The sequence below is a fragment of the Duganella aquatilis genome (genome assembly GCF_009674565.1).
In the GTDB taxonomy this organism is placed as follows: Bacteria; Pseudomonadota; Gammaproteobacteria; order Burkholderiales; family Burkholderiaceae_D; genus Rugamonas; species Rugamonas aquatilis.
This window is the reverse complement of record NZ_WKJL01000001.1, coordinates 618,130-641,257: the sequence shown is the minus strand read 5'-3', so window position 1 is coordinate 641,257 and position 23,128 is coordinate 618,130. Positions and strand designations below refer to the sequence as shown.

Sequence of the window (23,128 nt, the reverse complement as noted above, 5' to 3'; positions counted from 1 at the left end):
CCACATCCGGATAACTGACATGAAAAAACTGCTCCTGAAAGCGCTTACCGTCGCCGGCCTTGCCGCCGCCGCCAATGCCTACGCCGTCACCGACGCCGCCAACGACTTCCTCTCCGTCTACACCGGCAGCCAGAACGCCGCGTTCGACGTGCTGTCAGCCGATGTCGGCTACAACGCCGGCACCAACGAATTCATCTTCCGTACCACCTCGGCGGGTCCGATTGCCGGCGTCGCCGGCGCCGCGTATGTGTTCGGGCTGGATGTGGGCGGCTCCAGCAACGCGCCCTTCGCCTCCGTCGGCCTGCCTGGCGTGACGTTCAACACCACCGTCATCCTGCGTTCGGATGGCACCGGCAGCATCGGCGCCAACGCCGTCAGCACGCACATCGTCGGCAACGAAATCTTCTCCACCGTGTCGGCCTCGCTGCTGCCGTCCAACGGACTGGCGTTCAAGAACTACACCTGGACCGTGTGGTCGATCGACAGCCGCGTAACCGGCCTCGGCCGCTTGGCCGACTTCGCCCCGGATACCAACATCACCGTCAGCTCCGTGCCGGAAGCCAATACCTACGCCATGCTGGCCGCCGGCCTGGGCATGCTTGGCATGGTTGCCCGTCGACGTACGCGCAAGGCTTAACGGCGGCGTGGTCCCATACGGCTGATCGAGAAATTCTGCAGCAGCGCCGGATCATCGGGGTGGCGTGACGACTCGTCTTCGATGATGCGGCGCGCCTCCTTCAGCGCGGCACGCATCAGGAAACCGTCCAGCGTCGTGCCGGACAGCGCGGCTGCCTTGCTGAGCGTTTCCGTTGCGGCTGGCGGGACTTTGACGGAAATCCTGCCCGTCTTGGTCATGGTGGCCATCACGTATCGCCCTTGCTGGCGCGGCGCCGCTCGGCTTCGCGCAGGATGCGCAGCACGTTGCCGCTCCACATTTTCTGCAAGTCGTCATCGGAATAGCCGGCCGCCTTCAGCCGCCCGGTGATGCGCGGCAGTGCGCCGATGTGGTCCAGACCGGTGATGCCGCCGCCACCGTCGAAGTCGGCGCCGAAGCAGACGTGCTCAACCCCGGCCACCTTGATCACGTGCAGCAGCGCGGCCATGTATTGCTCGAAGTTGCTTGTCCACAACGGCGTGGTGGCGTCCAGCGCATGCCAGCGGGCGATCAGGTCCGCCTGCTCCGCCGGCGTCAGCTCGGAGATGTGCTCGACCTTGTCGAACAGCGCCGAACGCTCCTCGCCCATTTGCACCGGTCCGAGGTAGATGGTGGTGAAGCACATTGCACCGCCGGCGGCGGCGAGCTTGCGCAGGCGGCCGTCGTCCAGGTTGCGCGGGTGGTCGAACATCGCGCGCGATCCCGAGTGCGACAGCAGGATCGGCGTGGTGGACTGTTCCAGCAATTGATCGAACACCGCATCGGAGGCGTGGCTGGCGTCGATCACCATGCCCAGCCGGTTCATCTCCGCCACCCATTCGCGGCCGAGCGGACTCAGGCCGTTCCAGCGCGGCTTGTCGGTGGCCGAGTCGGCGAACTGGTTGTTCTGGGTATGCACCACCCCCACCAGCCGGACGCCCTGGCGCTGGAAATCCGCCAGCAGCTTGATGCTTTCGCCCAGCGGATAACTGTTCTCGATGCTCTTGTAGGCGACCAGCTTGCCCTGGCGCGTCAGCGCCTCCGCATCGTCCGCGCTGCGGGCGGCGCCGATGCGGCTGGCGTAACGCGTCATGGTCTGGTCGATCTGCGTCGAGCGTGCCTGCGCCCAGCGCAGGGCGTCGGCATAACCGGCCGGCGTCAGCGGCCCCTGCGGCGTGAAAATGGCGAAGAAGCCGCCGTCCAGATTGCCGTCCTCCATGCGCGGCAAATCCAGCTGCGCGATGTCGGTGACCATGTCGTGGCGATCGCCGAAGTTCCAGCCCTGGCGGCCGAAATACACCGGCGTGTCGAGGTGCGTATCCAGCGTCAGCAGCTTGCGATGGGTTGCGTCGACAGTTGCATCGCTTTGCGGCGAGCTCTGGCAGCCGGCCAGCGCCAGCAGCGCGGCCAGCAAGGATAGCGGGCGCTTCATTTCGCCTCCTTGACCGGCGTGAAGTTCAAGTCCCTGTAATCCCAGCTGAAGTCGGCAATCGGCGATACCGCCTGCATGCTGATGCGCGCGACCTTGCCGTCCGGGCCCAGCGCGAAGGTAACATAGGCCGGCTCGATGGTCTTGTCGGTCAGGCGGGTGACGAAGGTATCGTACTGCCAGTGCTCCAGCTTGCCCGACATGCGCGGCGCGGTCTTGAAGTCAATCGTCAGGCCACTTGGCGTGTTGGCGATTTCGATCTTGCCGTACCACGGATCGGCGTAGGTGCCGGCCAGCGCGGCCGGCGCCACCGACGGCCCCACCTTGGCCGGCGTGGCCTGCGCCGCCTTCAGCACCTGCAAGCCCTCCGCCACCTGCTGGTCGCGGTAATGGCGGAACTTGGCCGGCCAGTCGTTGGCCGGCAGGCCCAGGTAGTGATCGATCAACTCATACATCAGGCCGCGCACGATCTCGCCGTCCTCGCTGTTGATGGTGATGGCAAAGCCCACCTTCTGCTCAGGCAGCACCACCACCGCGGTCTTGAAGCCCAGCACCGCGCCGCCATGCCAGATGATGCGGTGGCCGCGATAGTCGACGATGTCCCAGCCGAGGCCGTAGTTGGAAAAGCGCGATTCCAGCGGCTTGAGTTCGGCCGGCATGGTGCCGGCAGGCATGGTCATGGTCGGCTTCCACAACTGCGCCCGCGCCGCCGCGCTGAACACGCGCTGGCCGCCCGGCGCCTGTCCTTCGCCCAACAGCACTTGCAGCCATTTGGCCAGGTCGTTGGCGCTGCTGGCGATGCCGCCGGCCGGCGCCGCGTTGCGGCCGAGATCGTCGCGCTCGTCCAATCGCTCCTGATCGCCGGCGCCGCGCAGGCCACCGTTCATGCGTGCGTGTGGATAGGCACGATCGGCGGTGGCGAAGTTGCGTTCGTTGTCGGTGGTGGAGACCGTCATGCCGGCCGGCAGCAGCACGTGGTCGCGCACATAGTCTTCCCACGTTTGGCCGCTGACCGCTTCGATCAGCTGGCCCGCCACCACGTAGGGAATATTCGAATAGGCAAACTCGCTGCGGAAGCTGCTCGACGGCTTCAGGTAGCGCAGCCGCTTCACCGTTTCCGCGCGCGACAGGTTGCTGCGCGGAACGAACAGCAGATCGCCGGCGCCGTAGCCCAGGCCGCCGCGATGCACCAGCAGGTCGCGTACCGTCATCTCGCGCGTCACCCAGGCGTCATACATCTGGAAGCCGGGCAGCAGGTCGACCACGTGATCGTCCCAGCCGATCTTGCCGGCGTCCACCAGCGTGGCCAGTGCGGCGGTGGTGAAGGCCTTGGTGGTCGAGCCGATCGGGAACAGCGTGTCGGCATCGACCGCCGCCGGGGCGCCCAGCTGGCGCACGCCGTAACCGCGCGCCAGCGTGGTCTTGCCCTGCTCCACGATGGCGATGGCCATGCCAGGCACGCCGATCTGCTGGCGCAGACGCTCGACGCGGGCATCGAATGCGGAAGGCGGTGACGCCCAGGCCGGCGCACCCAGCGCCAGCAATAACAACAGCGAAAGCTTGTTCATGTGTTCTCCGGATCAGGCACGTTGCAATTATCCACCAGGCGCTCGAACGCCTCCCCGCCACGCATGGGATCGGCCACCGGCAGTCCCAGGCGCGCGGACAGCGTGGCGATCTCCGCCTGCGCAGCAGCCTCATCGAGGCTGGACGTGTTCAGCGCCACGCCCACGCAGCGGATGGCCGGATTGGTCACCCGTCCCAGCGCCACGGTCTGCGCAATCACCGCTTCAATCGACGGCAGCGGCGCCGACGGATAGCCGAGTATGTGGCGGCGCGATGGATCATGACACACCACGAACATATCAGGCTGGCTGCCATGCAGCAGCCCCAGCGACACGCCCGCATAGGCCGGATGAAACAGCGAACCCTGGCCTTCGATCACATCCAGATGCCCGTCCGCCGCCGCCGGGCTGAGCAACTCGGCCGCGCCGGCCACGAAATCCGACACCACCGCGTCAATCGGCATCCCCGAGCCGGCGATCAGGATGCCGGTCTGGCCGCTGGCGCGAAACTCGGCGTCGACACCGCGCGCGCGCAGCGCCTTGGTCAGCGCCAGCGCCGTGTACTTCTTGCCCAGCGCACAGTCGGTGCCGACCGTCAGCAGCCGGCGGCCGCTGCGCTTGACGCCGCTGGCGACCGGGATATTCGGCGGCGGCGTGCGCAGGTCGACCAGACGCCGGCCGAAGCGGGCGGCGGCGTCGCGCAACGGCGCCACCTGCGCCAGCTTGATGTGCATGCCGGAGACGATGTCCAGTCCCGCCTCCAGTGCCTCGACCAGCGCCGGCACCCAGCTGTCGGGAATCAGCCCGCCCGGCGCGGCGACGCCGATCACCAGCGCATCGGCGCCCTGGCTGCGCGCCTCGCGTGCGCTCAGGCGCGGCAGGCCGGTGGTCACGGTCGCGGCCGGCAAGGCCAGCTCGCCGACGCAGCGCTCGCCGGCCCAGTCGCGCAGGCCGAACGCGGTTTTCGCGTAGCCCGGTTCCACGGTGTCGGCCAGGAACAGCAGGTAGCGTCCCAAATTCGTCTCAGTGCCGGAATGAATCATGCGTTTAGTACTCCTTGGTCAAGGTCAGGCCGATGGTGCGCGGCGTGATGAGGCCCGTGCTGATCGCGCCGTTCGGATACATATTGAAGCCGTTCGCCTTCACCGCCGAGGTCGACGTAATGGCGCGGCTGTTGCCGAGGTTTTTGCCGTACACCTCCAGCGTCCACGAACCCAGCTCGACGCCGGCGTGGGCATCAACCACGTTGTACGACGGCACCTCGCGCTGGCGGCCGTTGGCGGTGCGGAAGTCGTTGTCGAACGAGGCCGACTGTTCGGCCACATGGCGCCACGACATGCCGGCATAGGCTGGCGTGGTGTCGTTGACGGTCCAGCGGTAGTCGGCCAGCAGGCCCATGCTGTACTTCGGCGAGAACGGCAGGCGGTCGCCGGAAATGCCGCCGACCAGCGGACTGGTGCTGCCATCCAGCTTGGCATTGTTGTAGGCGCCATTGGCCGTCAGGCGCAGGTTGCGCACCGGCCGCAGGGTGGCGCTGAACTCGACGCCGTTGGCCTTGGCGCCAACGCCGTTGGTGTTCACGCCAAAACCGTTGACCACCGCCAGCAGCTGGATGTTCTTCCAATCCACGTGGAAGGCGGTGACGTCGAACGACAGCTTGCCGTCCTGGCTCAGCGACTTGAAGCCGACTTCATAGCTCAGCACCGAGTCCGAGCCGTAGGTGGTCGGCGTGCCGGCCGGTGGATTCGGCGGCAGCACGTTCGGGCCGCCGGGACGGAAGCCTTTGGCGGCGCGCACATACACGGCGGTGCGGTCGTCGAACTTGTACTTCGGCGCTACCGACCAGGTGGCCACATGTTCCGACGATTCCGCGCGGTCGTCGGAGGCGCCGCCGGCCAGCGCGCCGTCGGCGATCTGGCGCGCGTCCTGCTGGTTGTGGCTGTAGCGACCGCCGATGTCGAGATCGACGTGGTCGGTGAAATGGACGGTGGTGTTGGCGAAGGCGGCGTACTCGCGGTACTTGGAATTCAGGCTCAGTTGGGCCAGCAGCGGCAGGCCGGTCAGCGGTGTCAGCGTGCCGGGTGCGACCGCCGTATAGCCCTGCAAAATCTCGCCTTTCTCGTCGGTGTAGTAGACGCCGGCCAGCCAGTCGAACATGCCAGGCTGGGTGGAATTCAGGCGCAGTTCCTGCGTGACCTTTTTCAGATTGGTCTGCTGGCCGAGATACAGCTCGTTGGCGGGACCGAAGGCGCCCTGCACCAGTGCGCTCAGATTGACGGTATCGTCCTCGCGGAAGTCCTGCTTCTGCGTGCTGTAGCTGGTGGACGAGGTCAGGTTGGCCGGCCCCAGGTTCCAGTTGACGGTGGCGTTGTACACCCGGTAGTTGACGTTGCGGTACTGCGGAATGAATTGCGACTGCGTCGGCCGGCCGTACAGCATGGCCAGCGTGGACGGATCGGCTTCCACCGTGGACGGCGCAGCGGCCTTGATGTTTTGCGCCACCGCCGTCAGCCGCACGGACAAGTCCTTGCTGGGCGTGTACATCAGCGAAGCGCGGCCGCCGTAGTTGCGCGAGCCGTTGATGTCGTTGGCGTGATCGGAACCGGCGGTGCCGATCGAATCGATAAAGCCCGGCTGCTTGTCGTAGGAGCCGGAGACGCGGAACGCCAGCGTGTCGCTGATCGGCGTGTTGACCACCAGGTTGCTGCGATAGGCCGTTCCGCCGCCATCCACCGCCGCCGCACCGACGCGGGCGCGCAGCTGGAAGCGCTCCGTATCCGGCGTGTTGGTGACGAACTTGACCAGGCCGCCGAGCGAGCTGGCGCCGTACAGCGCGCCTTGCGGTCCGCGCAGCACCTCCACCCGTGCCATGTCGAAGGTATCGAAGTCGCCGGCCAGCACGGCGCCGTTGACCAGGCCGCTGCTGGAGCCGAACGCGGTTTCATCCATGTAGACCGCCACTGTGGACGACACACCGCCGGTGTCCAGCCCGCGCAGCACCAGGCGGCCGGCGCCGGGCGTGCTTTGCACCAGTTGCAGGCTAGGGATCAGCTTGACGTAGTCGGCAAAGCTGTTGGCCTGTTCTTTCTCCAGCGTGTCACCGCTGATGACGGAGATCGACTGCGGCACATCGATGGTGGTTTGCGTGCGCTTCTGCGCGGTCACCACCACTTGCTGGACCGCGTCTGGCGCGGCGTCATTTTCAGCGGCAAACGCAGTGGATACGGCCAAGGCGGTTGACGTCAGTAACAACTTACTTTTCAACATTGCTCTCTCCCGATAGCTTTAGATGGATGGAATTGCTCTATTTATTCATTGCTGTGTTTAAAAGCCGTAACATCAGTGCCGACAGCGCGGCCAGCGCCGCCAGCAGTGCGAAGAAAACGCCATGGTCGAAGCGGCTCCACAGGCTGCCGACTGCGCCAGCGCTCAAGCTGCCGCTGAAAATAATCAGGAACCAGGCGCCGACCGTGGTGGTGGAACGCCCCGCCGGCGCCAATCGCGCAAACAGTCCCAGGCCGGTCGGCAGGATGAACAGCTCTCCCGCCGTGAAGGCCGCAAAGAACAGCACCAGCCAAGGCCACGCGGTCGGTGCGCCATCGCCCAGCCACACCAGGCCGGCCAGCAGCAGATACGCGCCCGACAAAATCAGCGCGCCGAGCGCCATGCGCAAGGCCGGCGCCTGGCTCACACCGGCATCGGCGCGACGCCGCCAGTACGCCAACAGCGGCGGCGTCATCAACATGACGAACAGCGGATTGAGCGACTGGAACCACGTCATCGGAATCACCAGGCTGCCGGCGTGGCGGTCAACGCCGCTGTCGGACCACAGCGCCACCGTATTGCCCACCTGTTCGTAGGCAGAACGGAACACCGTGACGGCGACGCCGACGCCAAGCAGCATCAGCACCGTGCGACGGTCGAACGCAGCGGCCACGCCAGGCTGCGCGACCTGCTCCTCCTTGCGTTCCGGCGGCAGATGCTTGCCGCCCGCCAGATAGATCAGCAAACCGGCCAGCATGCCGATACCGGCCAGCGCGAAACCGTAGTGCCAGCCGTACAGCTCGCCCACCGTGCCGCAGGCAATCGGCGCCAGAAAGCCGCCGATGTTGATGCCGACGTAGTAGACGTTGTAGGCCCAGCCACGACGCGGATCATCGCGGCGGTACAGGTCGCCCACCTGCGTCGGCAGCGTTGGCAGGAACAGGCCGTTGCCCAGCGCGATGGTGGCCAGCGCCACATAGAACAGCGGCTCGAACGTCATCATGAAATGGCCGGCCGCCATGACCGACGCGCCAATGATGATGGCGCGCCGCTTGCCCAGGAAGCGGTCCACCATGGCGCCGCCGATGATGGGCGTGAAGTAGGCGCAGGCCGTGTAAGCGCCGTAGATCAGCGACGCCTGCGCCTGGCCCAGCATCAGTTGCCGGGTCATGAAATAGACCAGCAGCGCGCGCATGCCGTAGTAGGAAAACTGTTCCCACATATTGGTCAGGAACAGCACGGTCAAGCCGCGCGGATGACCGAACCAGGTGGGCGCAGTCTGGCTCATGCAGACTCCCGGGCGCCACTGCCCCACACTTCCGGGCCGGACCAGACGTTGCCGTCGGTGTAGGCGACGCCAGGCTTGCGGTCGTTGGTGAGGAAGGTCGGGCCGTCGAGGTCGACGATGTCGCAGCATTGGCCGAGCACGAAGCTGGGCGCCATCGCCAGGCTGGAACCGCCCATGTTGCCGACCATGACGCCCAGCCCCAGCCGCCGCGCCTCGGCCGCGATCAGCAAGCCTTCGGTCAGGCCGCCGCATTTGTCGAGCTTGATGTTGACCACGTGGTAGCGCCCCACCGCCTGCGGTAGCTCATCCAGCGTCAGAATGCTTTCATCGGCGGCCAGCGGAATCGGCGAACGGAAATCGGCCAGCGCCGCATCGCCGCCACGCGGCAGCGGCTGCTCCAGCAGCGACACCTGCTGCGCCACCAGACCGCCGACCAGCCGGTCCATCTGGTCGATGGAGAAACCCTGGTTGCCGTCCACACCCAGCCATACATCAGGCCGCGCCGCACGGATCGCCGCCACGCGCGCCAGGTCCAGATCGGTTTCGCCGGTCAGCTTGATCTTGATTGCACGTGCCTGCGCCCAGCGCTGCGCCTCGGCCGCCATCAGCTCCGGATCGTTGGCGCCCAGCGTGAAGGTGGTGCGCAGCGCGCGCGGCGCCGGCTGCCCGGCCAGGCGCCACACTGGCGTGCCGGCACGTGCCGCTTCCAGTTCCCACAACGCGCAATCGGCCGCGTTGCGGGCGCCACCCGGCGGCATCTGCGCACGCAGCGCATCGCGGCTGGGGCCGGACTCGATCAGCTCGCGGAAGCGGGCCAGTTCGGCCAGCATGTTGGCGGCGTCGTCCTTCAGGTAATAGACGCCGTCGCCTTCGCCGCGGCCCTGCTGTGCGCCGTCGCGCAGCGTGACCACCACCGCATTGAAGCGCTCAAACAGGTAGCCGGAAATGCGGAACGGCTGCGCCAGTTGTAGCTGTTCGGCCGCTACCGCCATCGTCAGACGGGCCATCAGTAATTCACCGTCATGGCGATCAGGCCGAAACGCAGCGCCGTGTAGAAGATCAGCACGGTTGAGGCGAACACCAGCAGGCTCCACAGCTTGCGCATCCAGCCGCGACCATCGATCATGGTCAGTTGCAGATTGCGTGCGCCGGCCAGCATGCCACCCACCAGGATCAGCACGCCCAGCACCTGCAATATCCACAGATAAGGATCGGACACCGCGCTCGCATATTTCAGGCTGGAGAACATGGCGCTGAACAGCCCGACCCAGCCCAGCAGCAGCGCCAGAATCAGGCCGCTTGCGATGCGGGTGGCGACAACGGCGCGGCGTGCCGGCGTTGCAGCAGGTTTGGCCGCGCCATGCGTGCGACGGCTCAGCCAGCTTGCCGGCCAGGCCAGCAGCGTCAGCAACAACACCGCCACGGCGGCGCCCAGCGTCGGATTCAGCCAGGCGCTGGACTTCCCTGCCGGCACGCGGTCGAACACCATGAACGGCGACATGAAGTCCATGCTCCAGCGCACCACCTGGCCATCCTTGACGGTGGCCGCCAGGCGGTCGTGGCCATCGCTGTCGCGCCAGACGAACGGCGCGATTTCCACCCACTTGCGCGGCTGGCCGTCGCGGCCGACCAGGCCCGGCACCAGCAGGCCGCCGTGTTCATCGAGGCCCACTTTCATCTGGCTCAACATGCCCACCACGGAAAAGAAATTCGATTCCGAGCGGCGGCTGCTTTGCCAGGTGCCGGTCATCAGGCGGGCGTGCTCGGCGGCGGTTTTGTCATCCACCTTGCCATCGGCCGGGCTGGCATCGGCAAAGTAGCGGTCGGCGAAATCGTGGAACAGCGCGGTACGCAAGGTGCCGGCGGCGCCATCCTTGCCGGTGCTGTTGAAGGATGCGTAAAAGCCGACGCCATCCTTCATGAACAGATGCAGCGAGGTGTGGAAGGCTTCCAGGTCGCCCAGGTGGGCAATCACTTCGCGGCCGTTGATATTGGTTTCAAAGAAGCCCAGCTCCATGCGGTTCAGCGGACCGACCAGCGACAGCGGATTGACCTTGTCCAGCGGGCTGTTGTGCATGGTGGCTGCGGTGGCGGCCGACAGGATGCGCTGCTGGTCCAGCTCGCCCTGCTGCAAGTGGGCGATCATGAAACGTCCCATGTCGGTGCCGCTGGCGGACAGCGCGCCGGCCGGCGCCGGGCCCACCACTTCAAACGCGCGCGGCGGCTCGCCCGGCTTGCCGTAGCCCACCGACATCAGCGGCGCCAGCGCCGGCTGCAGCGGCTGGCGGAAACTGGCGTGCGCCATGCCGAGCGGCTGGAACACATGGCGCTCCACGTAATCATCGAACGGCTCGCCGGAAATGCGCTGGACCACGTAGCCGGCCAGCGAGGTGGCGTAATTCGAATAGGCCGGCGTGGTGCCTGCCCGGAAGATGCGCTCCGGCACCCAGGCTTTCATCAGCACATCCAGCTGCGGCGCCTTGGCCGGCGCGTAGTTGATGATGTCCTTGGCCGCCTCTTCAAAGCCGGCGGTGTGGGTCATCATCTGGCGCAGCGTGATCGGCTGACCGTCGAGTGGCGGGATCTTGAAATCCAGATAGCGGTTGACGTCGGTGTCGAGGTCCAGCTTGCCCTGCTCCACCAGCTGCATCACAGCGGTCCAGGTCACCAGCTTGGAGACCGAGCCGGGACGGAACAGCGTGCGGTCCGGATCGACCGGCAGGCGCTTCTCCGCATTGGCGTAGCCGAAGCCGCGCGCGGTCAGGATCTTGCCATCCTTGACCACCACCACCACGGCGCCGGGAATGCCGCCGGTGTTCAGCGCATAAGGCATGTAGCCGTCGAGCCAGGCGTCGAGATCCTGTTTATCCAGCGTGCGCACGCCGCCCGGCTGCGGTGTCAGCGAAGCGGGCAACGCTGCGGCCGGTTTCGGTGTCGGCGCCAGCGGCAACAGCGAGGAATTGTTGGAAACCGGCTGCCCAGCCGGTTGGGCAAACAACGCGGGACTACCGGCCAGGCACAGTGCACCCAGCAGTATCAACTTGCGAAATTCCATGGACCATCTCTCCCAATGTGTGGATTTGCTATTGCTGCAACGTCTGTATAAAATGACTTGGCCTAAATGAATTAAAATTCTCTAATCAGGACAATATCATCCTGTTTGGAGAATTTGTCAACGCATGGAATTTAAAAAAATGTCATCAGACATCCCGACACTGGGCGCATTGATGCGCAGTTTGCGCAGCCGCAAGGGCTGGACGCTGAAGGAAATGAGTGAACACAGCGGTATTCCGGTCTCGACGCTATCGAAAGTCGAACACGACCGTTTGACGCTTTCTTACGACAAGTTGTACCAACTCGGACAGAAACTGGGCATGCGCATGTCCGAACTGTTCGCGGAAGAAAGTGAAGAAGACAAGACGACCGCAATCACCGCGCGCCGCAGCCTGGGCGACCTGCAACATGCGGTGCGCATCGAAACGCAGAATTACGATTACTACTACCTGTGCGCCGAGCTGCGCCGCAAGCGCATGATCCCGGTGATCGCCAAGGTCCGCGCCAAGACCGCCAAGCAGTTCGGCGACCTGTCGCACCACTCCGGCGAAGAGTTCACCTACGTCATCAAGGGCAGCGTGGTCATCAACACCGAGTTCTACGACCCGGTGGTGCTGACGGAAGGCCAGTCGATCTACTTCGACTCCAGCATGGGCCACGCCTACCTGACCACCGAAGGCTGCGAAGAAGCGACGGTACTGACCGTCATGTCCAGCGCGGATGAAGAGGAAATGCAAACGCTGCACACGCAGCACGCGAACGTCTAGCTCACTGAAGGTGATTGAACATGGTTGATGTATCTATCGAAAGCCCCGAGCAGATCGAGGCGCGCCTGAACAAAGTCATCCGCCTGGCGCGGATGGAGATCTACCCGGCGCCGTACACCTTTACGGAATTTCCGCTGGAGGCATTTCCGCAGCAGGCCAGCAAGGATGCCCTGGCGCTCGTCCGCGACAACGACAAGTGGAGCCAGCTGGTGCCGACCGGGCCTGGGGATGAAGCCTTCATGCTGGTCCGCTTCCACTTCCCGCAAGGTGTGGACAACAGCGGCTTTGTCGGCTGGCTGGCGAGCCGCTTCAAACACCGCTTCGGCAGCGGCGTGTTCGTGGTGTGCGGCCAGAATAATGCCGACGGCGGTATCTACGACTACTGGGGAGTGCCTTTAAGCGTCGCAGACGCCGTGACTGCTGACTTGAAAGAGCTGATGGCTGGCTAGAGCCGCAAGGACATGAACGAAGCAAACGCCTCGTAAGGCATCGCGCTGGCGAACGGAATCTTGCTCAGATAGGACCGTGCCAGCCGTATTTGATCGTCCCGCTTCCATGAGCTGTGGACCATCACGCAAAAAGCTTCGCTGTGGTTCAAGGCCTCAAGCGGAAAGGCCTCCAGAAGAAACGTCGCAGCATCTTCATACGAACCTCCAACATCAATCTCGCACATGACGATTGTGCCATCGACACGAAGCTGATGCTGGCCGATCCAGAACTGAAAACCAAAATCATGTTCGACATCAAAGCCCATCCTTCGCGGACAGATAATCGCTTGGACCTAGAAGCACGCGCCTTAAATAGCGCAGCCGGTTGGATTTTAGTTAGCTTGGCGAATTCGAGAAACGAGCAGTGAAACTCGCTTTCTCAAATCTAAAATGTCGAGTTCGGCAGGTGCGCCGCATATAGCGCGAGCGACCTTAATCTTATCTGCCGTAACCACTTTTTCCTTATTCCCAACATTTTCAATAAAATCCAGCCGGTGGTCAAAACGGTCCGCACCAAGCACTCTTTCGAACGAAGGGTACAATCGTAAAAGTTCTCGACCCATTACAGCTGGGGAAATGTAATTCTCAATTTCACGACCAGCCGTAACCCAAGCAATGTGTCCCGTTTTCTCGAACTCTGCAATTACTCTTTTTTTAGCGTCATTAATCCTAGAATTCGAATTCTTTTTATCGCTATCAATGACAATGGCGATGTTTTGATTCAATCGACGCAAAGCGATAAACTCACCAACCTCACTATCATCCGCGCTTAAATGACTTAACAAACGCCCTCCATAAAACATGATTGAATAATGTATTCCTTCTTGTAGTTCCTTATCAATGGAAGATATCCAATGATTTAAGTAAATTCTATCGGTTGGCCCCTCTACCCAAACAATAAAATTTGTTTGTAATAGATCAGATGCTCGGTAGCCAAGGTCATGACAAAGTTTAAATCGCTGAGATGGATCCGACGCTAGCTCAATGTTTGTTACCATATGCTTATGGGTTACATGAAAGACGGCTGATCCAGGTTGATCAATTATGCTAGCCGAATGCGTAGCGATAAAATATTGATTACTGGTGCGCTCTGTAAGGTATTTGAGTAGCTTCTTTTGAAGTAACGGATGCAAATGTACCTCTGGCTCCTCCACACAGACTATGCTTTCTTCGATGAGAGTACAAAACGCCGCAATCATGACCACCTCATGTATCCCTGTCCCAAGGGAAGATAATGGCAAAACACGATCATCCTTATGAACTAAAATTTCCTGCCGGTTGAATGGCACTTCAATCTGCACATTATCGTCGCTGGTTACATCCTTCAAAAATCCATTGATATCTTTAAATCGCGTATAAAGCGCCCTATCTGCAGGTCCGGGATTCTGAAGTTCAGAAAGTTTTTCAATTAAACCCTTTCCGCTATAATCTTCGAATTTATCACCCTTATCGCCAATTCTACGCATTGCAGGAATAAGGTAAGCGTTCGGGAAAATTAAAGGAATCGACCCCATTATCCAGAGCAACACTTGAGGGATCCAATGTTCGTTCACAGTTCCACCCGATCTGTGAGGATAAATTGCTTGCCATATACGAACCCAGTCATTTATTGACATCAAGTCGACCAAACCAGAAGATTTCGCAAAACTGGGACCACCACCCGATTGCCCAAATTTCAACCAGATAACCTTATCGTCAGAAATATTATCAAGAATTTTATTGATGATCGGCTGCGTCCAAACCAATGACATATTAGGTAATCGTTTAGCGCAAGATTCGCGTACATCGGCCATCAGTACGGCCACTTCAACTTCCACCTCACTTTCATTCCGGCCAACATGCACTTCCCACGGAGAAAATGCCAATGCCGAGCTCGTACTGACCAGTTTGTTGAAATGGGTCGAGATGAAATTAAGAAATATAGACTTGCCGGTATTGTTAGCCCCGATGAAAAAATTACATGCTTTAAATGGCGCTGCTGCTTGCGCAACAGCACCAATCCCACGATAGTTCTTTAACCTCAATCCATGCAGAAAGATCGGCATATACAATTATCCAGTGTTGATTTCAGGGTAGGCCTGCATTGAGCAGCAGAGTTTTGTAGCGATATCGGCAGCACTCTCGTTATAGTAGACTTGCAATTGACGGATATCGGAATGACCTACCATACGCGCTAAGTCCAGCACGTGCAGCTTTTTGGCCAACCTAGTGATAGCCTCATGCCTCGTATCGTGAAAGGTCATCCCCTCGATTCCTGCTTTTTCCCGCGCTTTGCGGAACATCGCATCGAGCGTTGCAGAAGTCACACCGAAGCCTTCGGGCACCATCCCCCATATTTCCAGCGCGCGGGCTGACAGCGGTACGTCGCGCGGCAGGCCGTTCTTGGTCATATGCAGCCTGGCCACCCGGCCGGAAACGTCGTCAGCCTTCAGGGCGCAGATCTCGCCTGCTCGCATCGCGGTCTCGATAGCGAAAAGGAAGGCCAGGGCGATGCGTTGCTGCTTGGTCGTCGGCGGCAGGTCGACGATATCGTGCCGCCAGTTCAGGGCAACACAGATCGCTTCGATTTCCGTTTGCGAGATAAGCCGATTGCGCGCCGGCGGCGCCTTAGGCCTGGCCACATCGGTTGTTGGGCTTTCGGTGATCCACTTCCACTCCTTACGTGCCACGGAGAACACATTCGAGAGCAGATTCATTCCCGCGTCACCGATCCAGGCGCAACCTGCTTGAGCCGCTGATCGCGCCATGCAGCCACGTGTGTGGTGCTGATGTCCGCCATTTTGACCTTGCCGAGGTCGGTCTCGGCCATGGCGGCCAGGCGCAGCGCCTCCCAGCGGTAACCGCGTTTGTTCTTTGACACCTCAAGCTCGTACTTTTCGAAGGCGTCGGCGCAGGTCTTGGTGAGGCCAAGCTTGCCCTTCGGCGTAGCCACTCGCTGCTCAGCCTCCCAGGCTAACGCCGCCGCTTTGGTATCGAAGGTGCCGGATACGCGCCTTCCGTCCACCTGTACGCGGTGGATCCATTTCGCACCGAGTTTTTTTGGAACCGCCATTTATGCCATTTCCTATGCCAGTTTCTGCCACTTGGTATGAGGATAATGCCGTAAAACGCCGGTAATTGCAAAATTGACAGGCATAAAAAAACCGCCTTCCCTCTATGAAAACAGGGTAAGGCGGTTTTTGCCGGAACTTGCCGGGATGTCTCTTGGTGCGCTTGCCGGAATCACATTCACCTATGAAAATATAAGATTTTTCGAAAAAGTACCGTCAAAAGTACCGTCAAATCGGAAAGTGTCACCTGTTTTGTTCCCAAAACCGCTGTGACGGCAGTAGGTGGGCAAGCCCCAGCTACCGATCGTACGAAGGGCGTACAGTCGATGGACACCCTCCAGACGGCCGACGCATTAGATCGGCTGAGAATTTAGCCGATCACCGGCACCCCATAGCTGCCGCGCGCGGCGATACGCATGCCATGCAGGGCTCAATTTTGAGCCCTGCATATGCCATCGCGCAAATCGCCCGGATCCTCGGGTGGCACACCACACCCGCCTACCCCTGCTTGCCGGCGAGTGCTTGCTGTATGGACTGCGGGATTTCGCGGCACCCGCATGCCTTCGCGTGAGCCAGGTGCCACTCGACCCGCTGCTGCATGGTTGGATTTTTCGGCATGCGATTTTGCTCATGCCAGGCTTTATTGGTTTTCCCCATCGCGGGTACCGCCTTTCCTTCGGAATGTTGTCGCACCTGATTCAGCATCGACCGCGCGCCCACCAAGTTCTTTCCGAAACGGGAAAAAACACCGCTGGGCTGGCGCTGGTCAGCTGCGCAGCTGAGGCCGGGCGATGTGTCCAACTTTGGACGCATCTCGACAGCATGGCGTCGGTGCGCGCGCCGGCGACATCAAGTATGGGCCCATACGCTGACTGAGCGCTGACGCCTGATGCCGCGGTGAAGGGTTTGATTTCAAATCCGAGCCTTGCTCGCGTTTCAAACGCGACCAACCGGCGACCACGCGCCGCCCGGTTGTCAGCATACTGGCGGCAGCACTGCGCCGGCACCGCACCGGCCGCGCGTGGTCGCCTCGAAGAGGGGAAGGCCTGGCGTCGAGACGCAGCCCCGGATGGCGGACTGGATGGCAAAGGGCCAGTTCCGTTCTGACGCCCTATGCTGCAGGAAGGCTCCAAATTGAGCCCTCCGCGAGTCGGCGGACTCTTGCGCGCGATGCAGGAAGGCTCCAAATTGAGCCCTCCGCGAGTCGGCGGACTCTTGCGCGCGACCTGGGCGCTGCGGCAGCGGCGGGCGGCGATGCCGGCGATTGGTCTGCGCAGGTAGGGGGTATCAAAAGTTCATGGGCCGGCAAGGCCTAGACCGCACGGTACCTCACGCGCAGAAAATTTCCCTCGTGAGCGCGTTTGTTAAAGGCTTTAACAGCCGCCCCTCACATGCCGCTATAGCGGGAAGCCCGCCGAAGAGGTCGACGTCGCTGTTAAAGATCGCGCTGCTTGTTAAAGCTGACCCGGTGCGCAAGATCGCTCGCCGGCCACCCTGGCGCGGGAGCGAGGTGCACTTTCCGCACTTCGGCCAAATCCGCTTGTGCGGACGAAATTCGCATGCACACCGTCGGCGCCACTGCGGCGACAGCTGCCAGTTGAAGACGATCCCGTGCCCATCAGCTTGGGCGACTTCGGACGAAATTCGTACGAAGTCGCAGGCATCAACTACTTTCGCCGTCGATATCGGCGCCGGGACCATCAGCGCAATGTCCGTTTTCCGGACTTTGTACGGGAACCAGGTTGTGCCGACGAATTTCGTCGCCACACGCTGCCTGCTCTGCCTGAGTCCGCTTGGCTGAAAACTTAGCCGAGTGCGCGCCACGCGGGTGTACATACCGGCGAATCTCGTATGTAGGTGCCCGCTGGTGCCACCACCCAAATTATCGGGCCGTCGGTGACTGTCGACGAAATTCGTCGGCAGTGCTGGTGCTGGCCACAGGCCGGCAACGTGGCGTGCTGGGCACCAGCGCATCGGCGCAATTCTGTGCCCATGCAGCGCCAGAGTAAGACAGCCGCCACGAAGGGCATAACGATTCGTTACTCCCTTGGGGGTCCGGCTTACTTTGGGTATAGCGCAGATTTGCGCGTGACTTCAAGTTACTCGCAAACCTATCCTCGCTTACTCCGATCTGAAATCGGGCCAAGGCACCAGCCGCCAGCGCTGCAGCACGTCGACGGAAAGCAAAACCGGCACATCGCCGGCATTGGCTGGCCACCTGGTCAAACCCTACGTTCTGTCGGTTTTGAGGTGTCAACTGCTGGCGCTGATGCGCACTGGTGCGCGCTGGCGCCGGTCCCCGAAACGGGGGAGCGAGAAAGGAGATGCAGGAATAGCCCCCCCCGCTTGCGATGACGGCTTGGTGGCATTTCAAACGCGGCAAGTCGCGAGCCAGGCGCTGCGCCTGGCACCAGTTGTTTGCGCTCCCCATTCAGGGGAGCTCAAACCGGATGTGGGAGGGGTGTCGGATTTTTTTGGATACCCCCTGCGCTGATGTCCGCAGCAGCCAGGCCGACGCGGTGACGCGCAAGGGGGTAGCGAAACGCGATGCCCTTTGCGACCTTCTTTGAGAGGGTCGCAAATTCGACGCCGACGTCAGTGTACATGCGGGATTTTCCCGTATGTAGATCCGGCGCGGACAGCGAGGTCAGATTCCAAATCCGACTTGTTACCGCAGTTCTAATTGTGAGCCAGAATCACAATTAGACGTTAGCCGCGTGCGCGCACCAAATGCCGTTTTGCCCAGCATTTGGCTGGCCTACTTTGACGCCGCCTACCCGGTTGCCTACTTTTCCTGTGCTTGCGGCACCCTACAATTACCATGTCTCCAAGGTCTTCGCTAAAACGCCCTTCAACGCCTCCGCTGTCAACTCGAAAAACTCGATGTACCCGATAATTAGCTCGATAGCATAGCCTGAGCTTCCACCGAGAGAGTGGACGGTATCGTTGCGCCGGTCATAAAACTCATTCCATTTCGCCAAAAGCTTTATTTCGCAGTCGGTTTTCTTCGTGACGCCAAAATGCCCCTTCAGCTTGGCGCTATCGCTGAGTTGTGCTCCAAGTTGTTTTATTTCGAGTCTTCCGAAGATTTCAGCCACAACATTCGGCCGGAAATTATTAGTATGGAAACCAAACACATTAGTCGACATTTTTGTAGAGTCGTCTTTAACTACGAAGCCATCCAACGCATCCAGCACCGTTTTAACCTGTGCAATAAGCGCTGCATCTGGCAGTTTCTTAACCAAAACAGACTTCATGAATTTCAAACGTTCTCGCGAAACTATCCAGTAGGTATCCCGGATTGAATGCTTGCTCGCCTCCGGCATGCCTGAATACTTGTCCATAAGGTAGTTGGCGCACTGCACAGCCTCCTCCCGAATAAAATCTTCGAACCCTGATGCTAAAAAAATCAAGGCCATCGAATTGGCAGTATTTGCTGTCCGAATATTGATTGCACTAAGATCGATGCCGGCGCGGGAAGTCGTTAAAATACCAGGACTTCGACTTGCGGCTTCGACGACCGCCATAATTTCGCGAACTTGCTTAGTGCGTTCGTTGAAATCGACCAAAGGGCCATCAAGGTCAGCATTTGGCATTAGACAAACTCACCGAAAAATTTACGAAATATTCCAATCCGATTCCTAATATCGGCAGCGGTATTAGCTGAGCCGGTCAATAGCCCAGTTGAACTGTTAGAACGAATCAACTCACCGTAGGCAGCCTTAATTTCCCCTTTTTGAGCAACAAAGAGATCTCGGCTATGCCAGAACTCGTCGAGTGCTGCCATAACGCCATCATAGACCCCAGCGACGGGGCGATAAACCGTGCCCCTTTTTGCGGGGGCAAGGGAAAATGGGCGTCCGTCGAAAAGTTCGTCGGCTAGATAGAGGCGAGAGAGGTAGCGCTCCATCATCTCATCCGCCTCCTCTCTTGTACATTCAACGTTGCGCTCCATGCACCTGTCCAGCATGGCTTTCATGGAGCCCTGGATATGACTTTCGTCGTCGAGCGCGAAAAATCGTAAGACAAGCTGGCAATCCCCCATTGTGCGATAGAGGGTGTTTTTTTGGCGGATTTCTTCCTCGTAATATTCGCTCGGGTCAGCGCTAGTGTACGGAGGTATGCCCCAGATTCGAGTAAAGACCGGATCGCGGGATAGCCTCACGATGAGCTCATTAAAATGCCCAGCGTAGATTGCGTTCCTTATCTCTTGCGCGCTAAGTCTTTTCCCGCCGGTATTAAGCCTTTCGAAGACAAAGCGGCGCAACTCATAGTATTTTGATGAGCCAGATTTTTTGATTCTGCTTTTAGATTCCTGCAGTAAAACTATGGCTGATATGGATGCCCGATCGAGACCGCGTTTGACTTTTGCTGGAAGTTGCGTGTATGTACGGCCATTGAGGGTTGGGATAATCTGCAAACCGCGCAGCTTAAACGAGTTATTTAGAAATTCCTTAATCGCGTTGAGTCGCTGCTGACCATCCATAACCTCATATCGAGCAAGATCGTTCTCATAGAAGAAAACTGGCGGCACTGGCACATTTAACAGGAGCGATTCAATTAAAAGCGATTTTTGGATATTCGTCCATCGCAACCGACGTTGATATTCTGGCCGAAGGTTTACGTCATCACCGTCTACGATGAGATCACGTATTTGTGGAAGAAGGAAATTGTTAGTCTGGTAAACTACACGAAAAGGCTGGCCGCCTATCTGTGACTCTACTTCTTCGTCAGACGCTTGCTCCAGGTCTAATTCCTCATCCCTGGAAAACTCCTCTGACTCATCAATTTCTTCCGCTGTATCTCGAGGATCGTTTTTCATTAATTTATTTCCATATTTGTTTGGATGCGCATGCTTACTGTTAGTGTTCCGCTCAAACAGTCGCGGACAGCCAAGCCCCACTCCGGATCTAAATCAAGAGCCGTTCCGCATCTTATCGCACTTGCAACCTACAGCAAACTGGCTTTGGATTTCGACTACGTATGCGACGCTACAGTCGTTTTGCATCAGAACCCATGATTGTCCCGCGGATTGCCTATCCGCTGTAGCAGCTAAGCAGGCGGTGAAGCAAATGCTACTCAAAAATTAACAGATTCAAGGAGGGGTGCAGACGTCGAACACCAGCCTATTTCAACAGCAAATAACGCTCAATTTCTGATCGAATCCATCCAACTTGGTTCGGGATGAGAGCCGGATCCACATGAGATTGCGACCAGAAGCTGAATACTAAACTGTCTCGCACACCACAATCGAGTATCGTCCAGCCTTGCGACACATTCGCGCGAGAGCGGTCAGAGCCACCACGGATAGCCTTAAAGCTGAAACGATCCGTAAAAATGAAGGGACAGTTTTTTTCTTCGTGCGGTAAAATCCGTCGGCGAAAACGCCTTGACGGTTTACCAGAGGTGGCCTATCCTAAAAAAGCACCGGATAAAGACGGTGTCAGGCTTGGTCGCCTGAATGCGAAGGCGGATGAAACCGCCTACTGGCGGTATTTTTTCGTCCATACCCTGTCGTGCCTTCAATGAGCGGCGGTGGTAGGGAGGCTAACGCCTGCCGGTTACCTTTGCGCCGGTCGACCAACCTTACCATTCGCTGCTCCCCTCTCGTTTGGTCGCGAGCTGGGGGCGGTCCATAAACCGCAAAGGAGGCAATCATGCCAGGCACCACCACATCCAGCGCAATCGCGCACATCGAATCCACTCCAGTAGCACACCCGCACCACCTGCGCGCCGTAGCACCGCGCACCGCCGCGCCGGCCGACGACGCGCCTATGACTGACGCTGAACTCATGCGCCACAACGTCGAGGCGCTGTGCTCGCACATGCTTTGGCTCCGCGCCTGGTGGGAGGGCCACGAGCAGGCCATCCGGGCCGCCGACCGTCGCGCTGCCGCCTGCATCCATGACCACTTCATCGACGGCGCCGGCTTTGCGCGCAGCATCGTCCGCCAGGAGGGTTTTGAAACGGACGAGCAGCGCATGCGCAATTACAGCTGGGGACGCAGCATGCAGACCGTCCGCATGATTGAGGGTGCACAATGAGCGCCCCCACCGCCAGCGCACTGGACGAACTGCGCCGCGCCGATCGCATCATCAAGGTGATGCTCAACGTGCTGACGATAGACCAGAAGGCCCAGGTCGGCCGCAAGCTAGAAGCCGCCGGCTTGGTCAGCGACGGCATGACGCGCCACCACGAACGCCGCGCAGCGATCGAGGCGGCAAGTGCCGTTTCGACCAGCACCGCCACCGGCGGCCACCTGGACCTGATCGCGCAGCAAGCTGCGTCCATCATCAGCGAAGGCAGCGCAGCTGAGGATCTGCTGCAGGGCATGACGAAGAGCGGCAGCAGCAATACCTCGACCGCGGTATGGCGCCGGGTAGCGCTGATGCGTGGCGTTGCGCAAACCATTGCTGCGCTGGCAGCGCAAGGAGGTGCAGCATGAAGCCCATCACCATTCGCCCCAAACAGATGTTCGCCAAGGGTAAGGCGGCAGCGAGCGACTGGCTTGCCGACGTCGGCAAGAGCCGAGAACGCCCATATCCCCTGAACGTGTGCCGCGCGGTCCGCCAGTTCGACATGGTGGCGCAGCACGAGATGATGCCGAACTTTCGCGAGCTGCTGACGGCATGGGAGGAAGGCTTCGATTCGACGGTGGCGGCAGGCTTGCGCACGAGCGGCCACGCTCACCAGGTTGGTGCCGTAACTGCCCACCATCAGCTGCTCGCCATCGAGGCGCACGCGGCCGAGGTACGCGCCGAGAGTCTGCACGTCGACATCCTGATGCAGGCGGTACTCGACAAGCTGGATGGGCTGGACGATGCGGACACGGCGGTGATCGAGTGCTTCGCAACCTGCGCGGCACGCAGCGTGGCGCTGATGCGCGCGGCGTCCGACAGCATCACCGCCCTGGTGGTAGAGGGAGGTGCCGCATGAGCGCGCGCATCGATACCATGCCCGCTGGCCAGCGCCCGCCAGTGAGCGTACTTCCGGCGGCAACGATCATGTGCACCGGCGGCGCCGAGTTGTCGGCGGCAGAGCGGCAGCTGCTTCAGGACTTCCGCGAAATGAACGCCGGCAGCCGCGCCACCATGGCGCACTTCGTCCACCGGCAGGCCTGCCGCGACCGCCACCACCGCGCGGCACACAACGTGGCCGGCCTGCGCCTGGTCGTGCGAGGTGATGCATGAACGCGCGCACGCAACCGGGAGATCTGGCGCCGCCGGCAGCACAGGACTGGCCGGCGCTGGAAGGAACGCACCGCCCGTTCTCCAACTTGGGCGGCGAGCTGCACGGCAACGAGGATGCCGCCTTCTTGGATCTGGTGATCGACATCGGCCACGGCATAGAAACCTGCCTTGAGCTGGTCCACTCCAGCGACGCTGAGCGCGCCTACAACATGCAGGCCGACGCCGATCCGGAAATGAAGGTAATGCCCATGCTGGGCTGGGACGACACCGAGCGGCTGCTGCGCTTGGCGGTAGTGTCGGCGCGCACGCTAGCGCGAGAGGCGGAGCGTCGGCGCGATCGCATGAGCCGCCGCGTGCTGGCGCTGCCGGACTAATCTTGACGGCGGGCGGCGCCTATAC

The 23,128-nt window shown here is 60.6% G+C and carries 22 protein-coding genes; 8 read left to right on the top strand and 14 right to left on the bottom strand.

Features of this window, described 5'->3' with window-relative positions; translation table 11 throughout:
• Positions 1–19 precede the first annotated feature (19 nt).
• A complete protein-coding gene (locus GJ698_RS02985; protein WP_166454794.1) occupies positions 20–637 on the top strand; it encodes a PEP-CTERM sorting domain-containing protein in 618 nt (205 codons plus the stop codon).
• Here the strand turns inward: GJ698_RS02985 and GJ698_RS02980 are convergent.
• The 8 genes from GJ698_RS02980 to GJ698_RS02945 form a co-directional block, all read right to left on the bottom strand.
• Entirely contained in the window at positions 634–864 is a 231-nt protein-coding gene (locus GJ698_RS02980; RefSeq protein WP_154356076.1) for a type II toxin-antitoxin system TacA family antitoxin, read from the bottom strand. The genes GJ698_RS02985 and GJ698_RS02980 overlap by 4 nt on opposite strands.
• Positions 864–2,066, bottom strand: coding sequence for a dipeptidase (locus GJ698_RS02975; protein ID WP_154356075.1), 1,203 nt, complete (start codon positions 2,064–2,066; stop codon positions 864–866). Before GJ698_RS02975 ends, GJ698_RS02980 begins: the two co-directional genes overlap by 1 nt.
• Positions 2,063–3,631, bottom strand: coding sequence for a serine hydrolase (locus GJ698_RS02970; RefSeq protein WP_154356074.1), 1,569 nt, complete (start codon positions 3,629–3,631; stop codon positions 2,063–2,065). The genes GJ698_RS02975 and GJ698_RS02970 overlap by 4 nt, the downstream gene beginning before the upstream one ends.
• A complete protein-coding gene (locus GJ698_RS02965) occupies positions 3,628–4,644 on the bottom strand; it encodes an N-acetyltransferase DgcN family protein (RefSeq protein WP_229259802.1) in 1,017 nt (338 codons plus the stop codon). Before GJ698_RS02965 ends, GJ698_RS02970 begins: the two co-directional genes overlap by 4 nt.
• Positions 4,645–4,675: 31 nt before the next feature.
• Complete coding sequence (locus GJ698_RS02960; RefSeq protein ID WP_208023761.1) at positions 4,676–6,859, bottom strand: TonB-dependent receptor; 2,184 nt, start codon at positions 6,857–6,859, stop codon at positions 4,676–4,678.
• Positions 6,860–6,932: 73 nt separating this feature from the next.
• On the bottom strand, positions 6,933–8,180 hold the full coding sequence (locus GJ698_RS02955) for a peptide MFS transporter (RefSeq protein ID WP_154356071.1): 1,248 nt from the start codon (positions 8,178–8,180) through the stop codon (positions 6,933–6,935).
• Positions 8,177–9,187: a dipeptide epimerase gene (locus GJ698_RS02950; protein WP_154356070.1), complete on the bottom strand. Its 1,011-nt coding sequence runs from the start codon at positions 9,185–9,187 to the stop codon at positions 8,177–8,179. The genes GJ698_RS02955 and GJ698_RS02950 overlap by 4 nt, the downstream gene beginning before the upstream one ends.
• Positions 9,187–11,235 (bottom strand): serine hydrolase domain-containing protein, encoded by a 2,049-nt coding sequence (locus tag GJ698_RS02945; RefSeq protein ID WP_154356069.1) that lies wholly within the window; start codon positions 11,233–11,235, stop codon positions 9,187–9,189. The genes GJ698_RS02950 and GJ698_RS02945 overlap by 1 nt, the downstream gene beginning before the upstream one ends.
• Positions 11,236–11,374: 139 nt before the next feature.
• Between GJ698_RS02945 and GJ698_RS02940 the strand changes: the two genes are divergently transcribed.
• On the top strand, positions 11,375–12,001 hold the full coding sequence (locus GJ698_RS02940) for a helix-turn-helix domain-containing protein (protein WP_154356068.1): 627 nt from the start codon (positions 11,375–11,377) through the stop codon (positions 11,999–12,001).
• A gap of 20 nt (positions 12,002–12,021) precedes the next feature.
• Positions 12,022–12,450, top strand: coding sequence for a DUF6196 family protein (locus tag GJ698_RS02935; RefSeq protein ID WP_154356067.1), 429 nt, complete (start codon positions 12,022–12,024; stop codon positions 12,448–12,450).
• Here the strand turns inward: GJ698_RS02935 and GJ698_RS02930 are convergent.
• From GJ698_RS02930 to GJ698_RS02910, 6 genes are all read right to left on the bottom strand, one after another.
• A complete protein-coding gene (locus tag GJ698_RS02930) occupies positions 12,447–12,755 on the bottom strand; it encodes a hypothetical protein (RefSeq protein WP_154356066.1) in 309 nt (102 codons plus the stop codon). The genes GJ698_RS02935 and GJ698_RS02930 overlap by 4 nt on opposite strands.
• Positions 12,756–12,821: 66 nt before the next feature.
• Positions 12,822–14,534, bottom strand: coding sequence for an AAA family ATPase (locus GJ698_RS02925; protein ID WP_154356065.1), 1,713 nt, complete (start codon positions 14,532–14,534; stop codon positions 12,822–12,824).
• A gap of 6 nt (positions 14,535–14,540) precedes the next feature.
• On the bottom strand, positions 14,541–15,185 hold the full coding sequence (locus GJ698_RS30770; RefSeq protein ID WP_229259801.1) for a site-specific integrase: 645 nt from the start codon (positions 15,183–15,185) through the stop codon (positions 14,541–14,543).
• Positions 15,182–15,541 (bottom strand): hypothetical protein, encoded by a 360-nt coding sequence (locus GJ698_RS30765; RefSeq protein ID WP_229259800.1) that lies wholly within the window; start codon positions 15,539–15,541, stop codon positions 15,182–15,184. Before GJ698_RS30765 ends, GJ698_RS30770 begins: the two co-directional genes overlap by 4 nt.
• Before the next feature lie 2,814 nt (positions 15,542–18,355).
• Entirely contained in the window at positions 18,356–19,135 is a 780-nt protein-coding gene (locus tag GJ698_RS02915) for a HEPN domain-containing protein (RefSeq protein WP_154356064.1), read from the bottom strand.
• Positions 19,135–20,361, bottom strand: a complete 1,227-nt coding sequence (locus GJ698_RS02910; RefSeq protein WP_154356063.1) for a GmrSD restriction endonuclease domain-containing protein — start codon at positions 20,359–20,361, stop codon at positions 19,135–19,137. Before GJ698_RS02910 ends, GJ698_RS02915 begins: the two co-directional genes overlap by 1 nt.
• 835 nt (positions 20,362–21,196) lie before the next feature.
• On the opposite strand from GJ698_RS02910, the gene GJ698_RS02905 reads away from it, so the two are divergent.
• Genes GJ698_RS02905 through GJ698_RS02885 form a run of 5 tightly spaced genes read left to right on the top strand, consistent with a single transcriptional unit; the run spans position 21,197 to position 23,103 of the window.
• Entirely contained in the window at positions 21,197–21,583 is a 387-nt protein-coding gene (locus GJ698_RS02905) for a hypothetical protein (protein ID WP_154356062.1), read from the top strand.
• A complete protein-coding gene (locus GJ698_RS02900; RefSeq protein WP_154356061.1) occupies positions 21,580–21,984 on the top strand; it encodes a hypothetical protein in 405 nt (134 codons plus the stop codon). The genes GJ698_RS02905 and GJ698_RS02900 overlap by 4 nt, the downstream gene beginning before the upstream one ends.
• On the top strand, positions 21,981–22,475 hold the full coding sequence (locus GJ698_RS02895) for a hypothetical protein (protein ID WP_154356060.1): 495 nt from the start codon (positions 21,981–21,983) through the stop codon (positions 22,473–22,475). Before GJ698_RS02900 ends, GJ698_RS02895 begins: the two co-directional genes overlap by 4 nt.
• Before the next feature lie 41 nt (positions 22,476–22,516).
• A complete protein-coding gene (locus GJ698_RS02890) occupies positions 22,517–22,729 on the top strand; it encodes a hypothetical protein (RefSeq protein ID WP_154356059.1) in 213 nt (70 codons plus the stop codon).
• Positions 22,726–23,103 (top strand): hypothetical protein, encoded by a 378-nt coding sequence (locus tag GJ698_RS02885; protein ID WP_154356058.1) that lies wholly within the window; start codon positions 22,726–22,728, stop codon positions 23,101–23,103. The genes GJ698_RS02890 and GJ698_RS02885 overlap by 4 nt, the downstream gene beginning before the upstream one ends.
• Positions 23,104–23,128: the final 25 nt, after the last annotated feature.

Coding starts and splice junctions, on each gene's coding strand:
- GJ698_RS02895 (WP_154356060.1), top strand. CDS start 21,981: ATGAAGCCCATCACCATTCGCCCCAAACAGATGTTCGCCAAGGGTAAG.
- GJ698_RS02900 (WP_154356061.1), top strand. CDS start 21,580: ATGAGCGCCCCCACCGCCAGCGCACTGGACGAACTGCGCCGCGCCGAT.
- GJ698_RS02935 (WP_154356067.1), top strand. CDS start 12,022: ATGGTTGATGTATCTATCGAAAGCCCCGAGCAGATCGAGGCGCGCCTG.
- GJ698_RS02925 (WP_154356065.1), bottom strand. CDS start 14,534: ATGCCGATCTTTCTGCATGGATTGAGGTTAAAGAACTATCGTGGGATT.
- GJ698_RS02950 (WP_154356070.1), bottom strand. CDS start 9,187: ATGGCCCGTCTGACGATGGCGGTAGCGGCCGAACAGCTACAACTGGCG.
- GJ698_RS02975 (WP_154356075.1), bottom strand. CDS start 2,066: ATGAAGCGCCCGCTATCCTTGCTGGCCGCGCTGCTGGCGCTGGCCGGC.
- GJ698_RS02905 (WP_154356062.1), top strand. CDS start 21,197: ATGCCAGGCACCACCACATCCAGCGCAATCGCGCACATCGAATCCACT.
- GJ698_RS30765 (WP_229259800.1), bottom strand. CDS start 15,541: ATGGCGGTTCCAAAAAAACTCGGTGCGAAATGGATCCACCGCGTACAG.
- GJ698_RS02945 (WP_154356069.1), bottom strand. CDS start 11,235: ATGGAATTTCGCAAGTTGATACTGCTGGGTGCACTGTGCCTGGCCGGT.
- GJ698_RS02885 (WP_154356058.1), top strand. CDS start 22,726: ATGAACGCGCGCACGCAACCGGGAGATCTGGCGCCGCCGGCAGCACAG.
- GJ698_RS02940 (WP_154356068.1), top strand. CDS start 11,375: ATGTCATCAGACATCCCGACACTGGGCGCATTGATGCGCAGTTTGCGC.
- GJ698_RS02970 (WP_154356074.1), bottom strand. CDS start 3,631: ATGAACAAGCTTTCGCTGTTGTTATTGCTGGCGCTGGGTGCGCCGGCC.
- GJ698_RS02985 (WP_166454794.1), top strand. CDS start 20: ATGAAAAAACTGCTCCTGAAAGCGCTTACCGTCGCCGGCCTTGCCGCC.
- GJ698_RS02955 (WP_154356071.1), bottom strand. CDS start 8,180: ATGAGCCAGACTGCGCCCACCTGGTTCGGTCATCCGCGCGGCTTGACC.
- GJ698_RS02910 (WP_154356063.1), bottom strand. CDS start 20,361: ATGAAAAACGATCCTCGAGATACAGCGGAAGAAATTGATGAGTCAGAG.
- GJ698_RS30770 (WP_229259801.1), bottom strand. CDS start 15,185: ATGAATCTGCTCTCGAATGTGTTCTCCGTGGCACGTAAGGAGTGGAAG.
- GJ698_RS02915 (WP_154356064.1), bottom strand. CDS start 19,135: ATGCCAAATGCTGACCTTGATGGCCCTTTGGTCGATTTCAACGAACGC.
- GJ698_RS02930 (WP_154356066.1), bottom strand. CDS start 12,755: ATGGGCTTTGATGTCGAACATGATTTTGGTTTTCAGTTCTGGATCGGC.
- GJ698_RS02980 (WP_154356076.1), bottom strand. CDS start 864: ATGGCCACCATGACCAAGACGGGCAGGATTTCCGTCAAAGTCCCGCCA.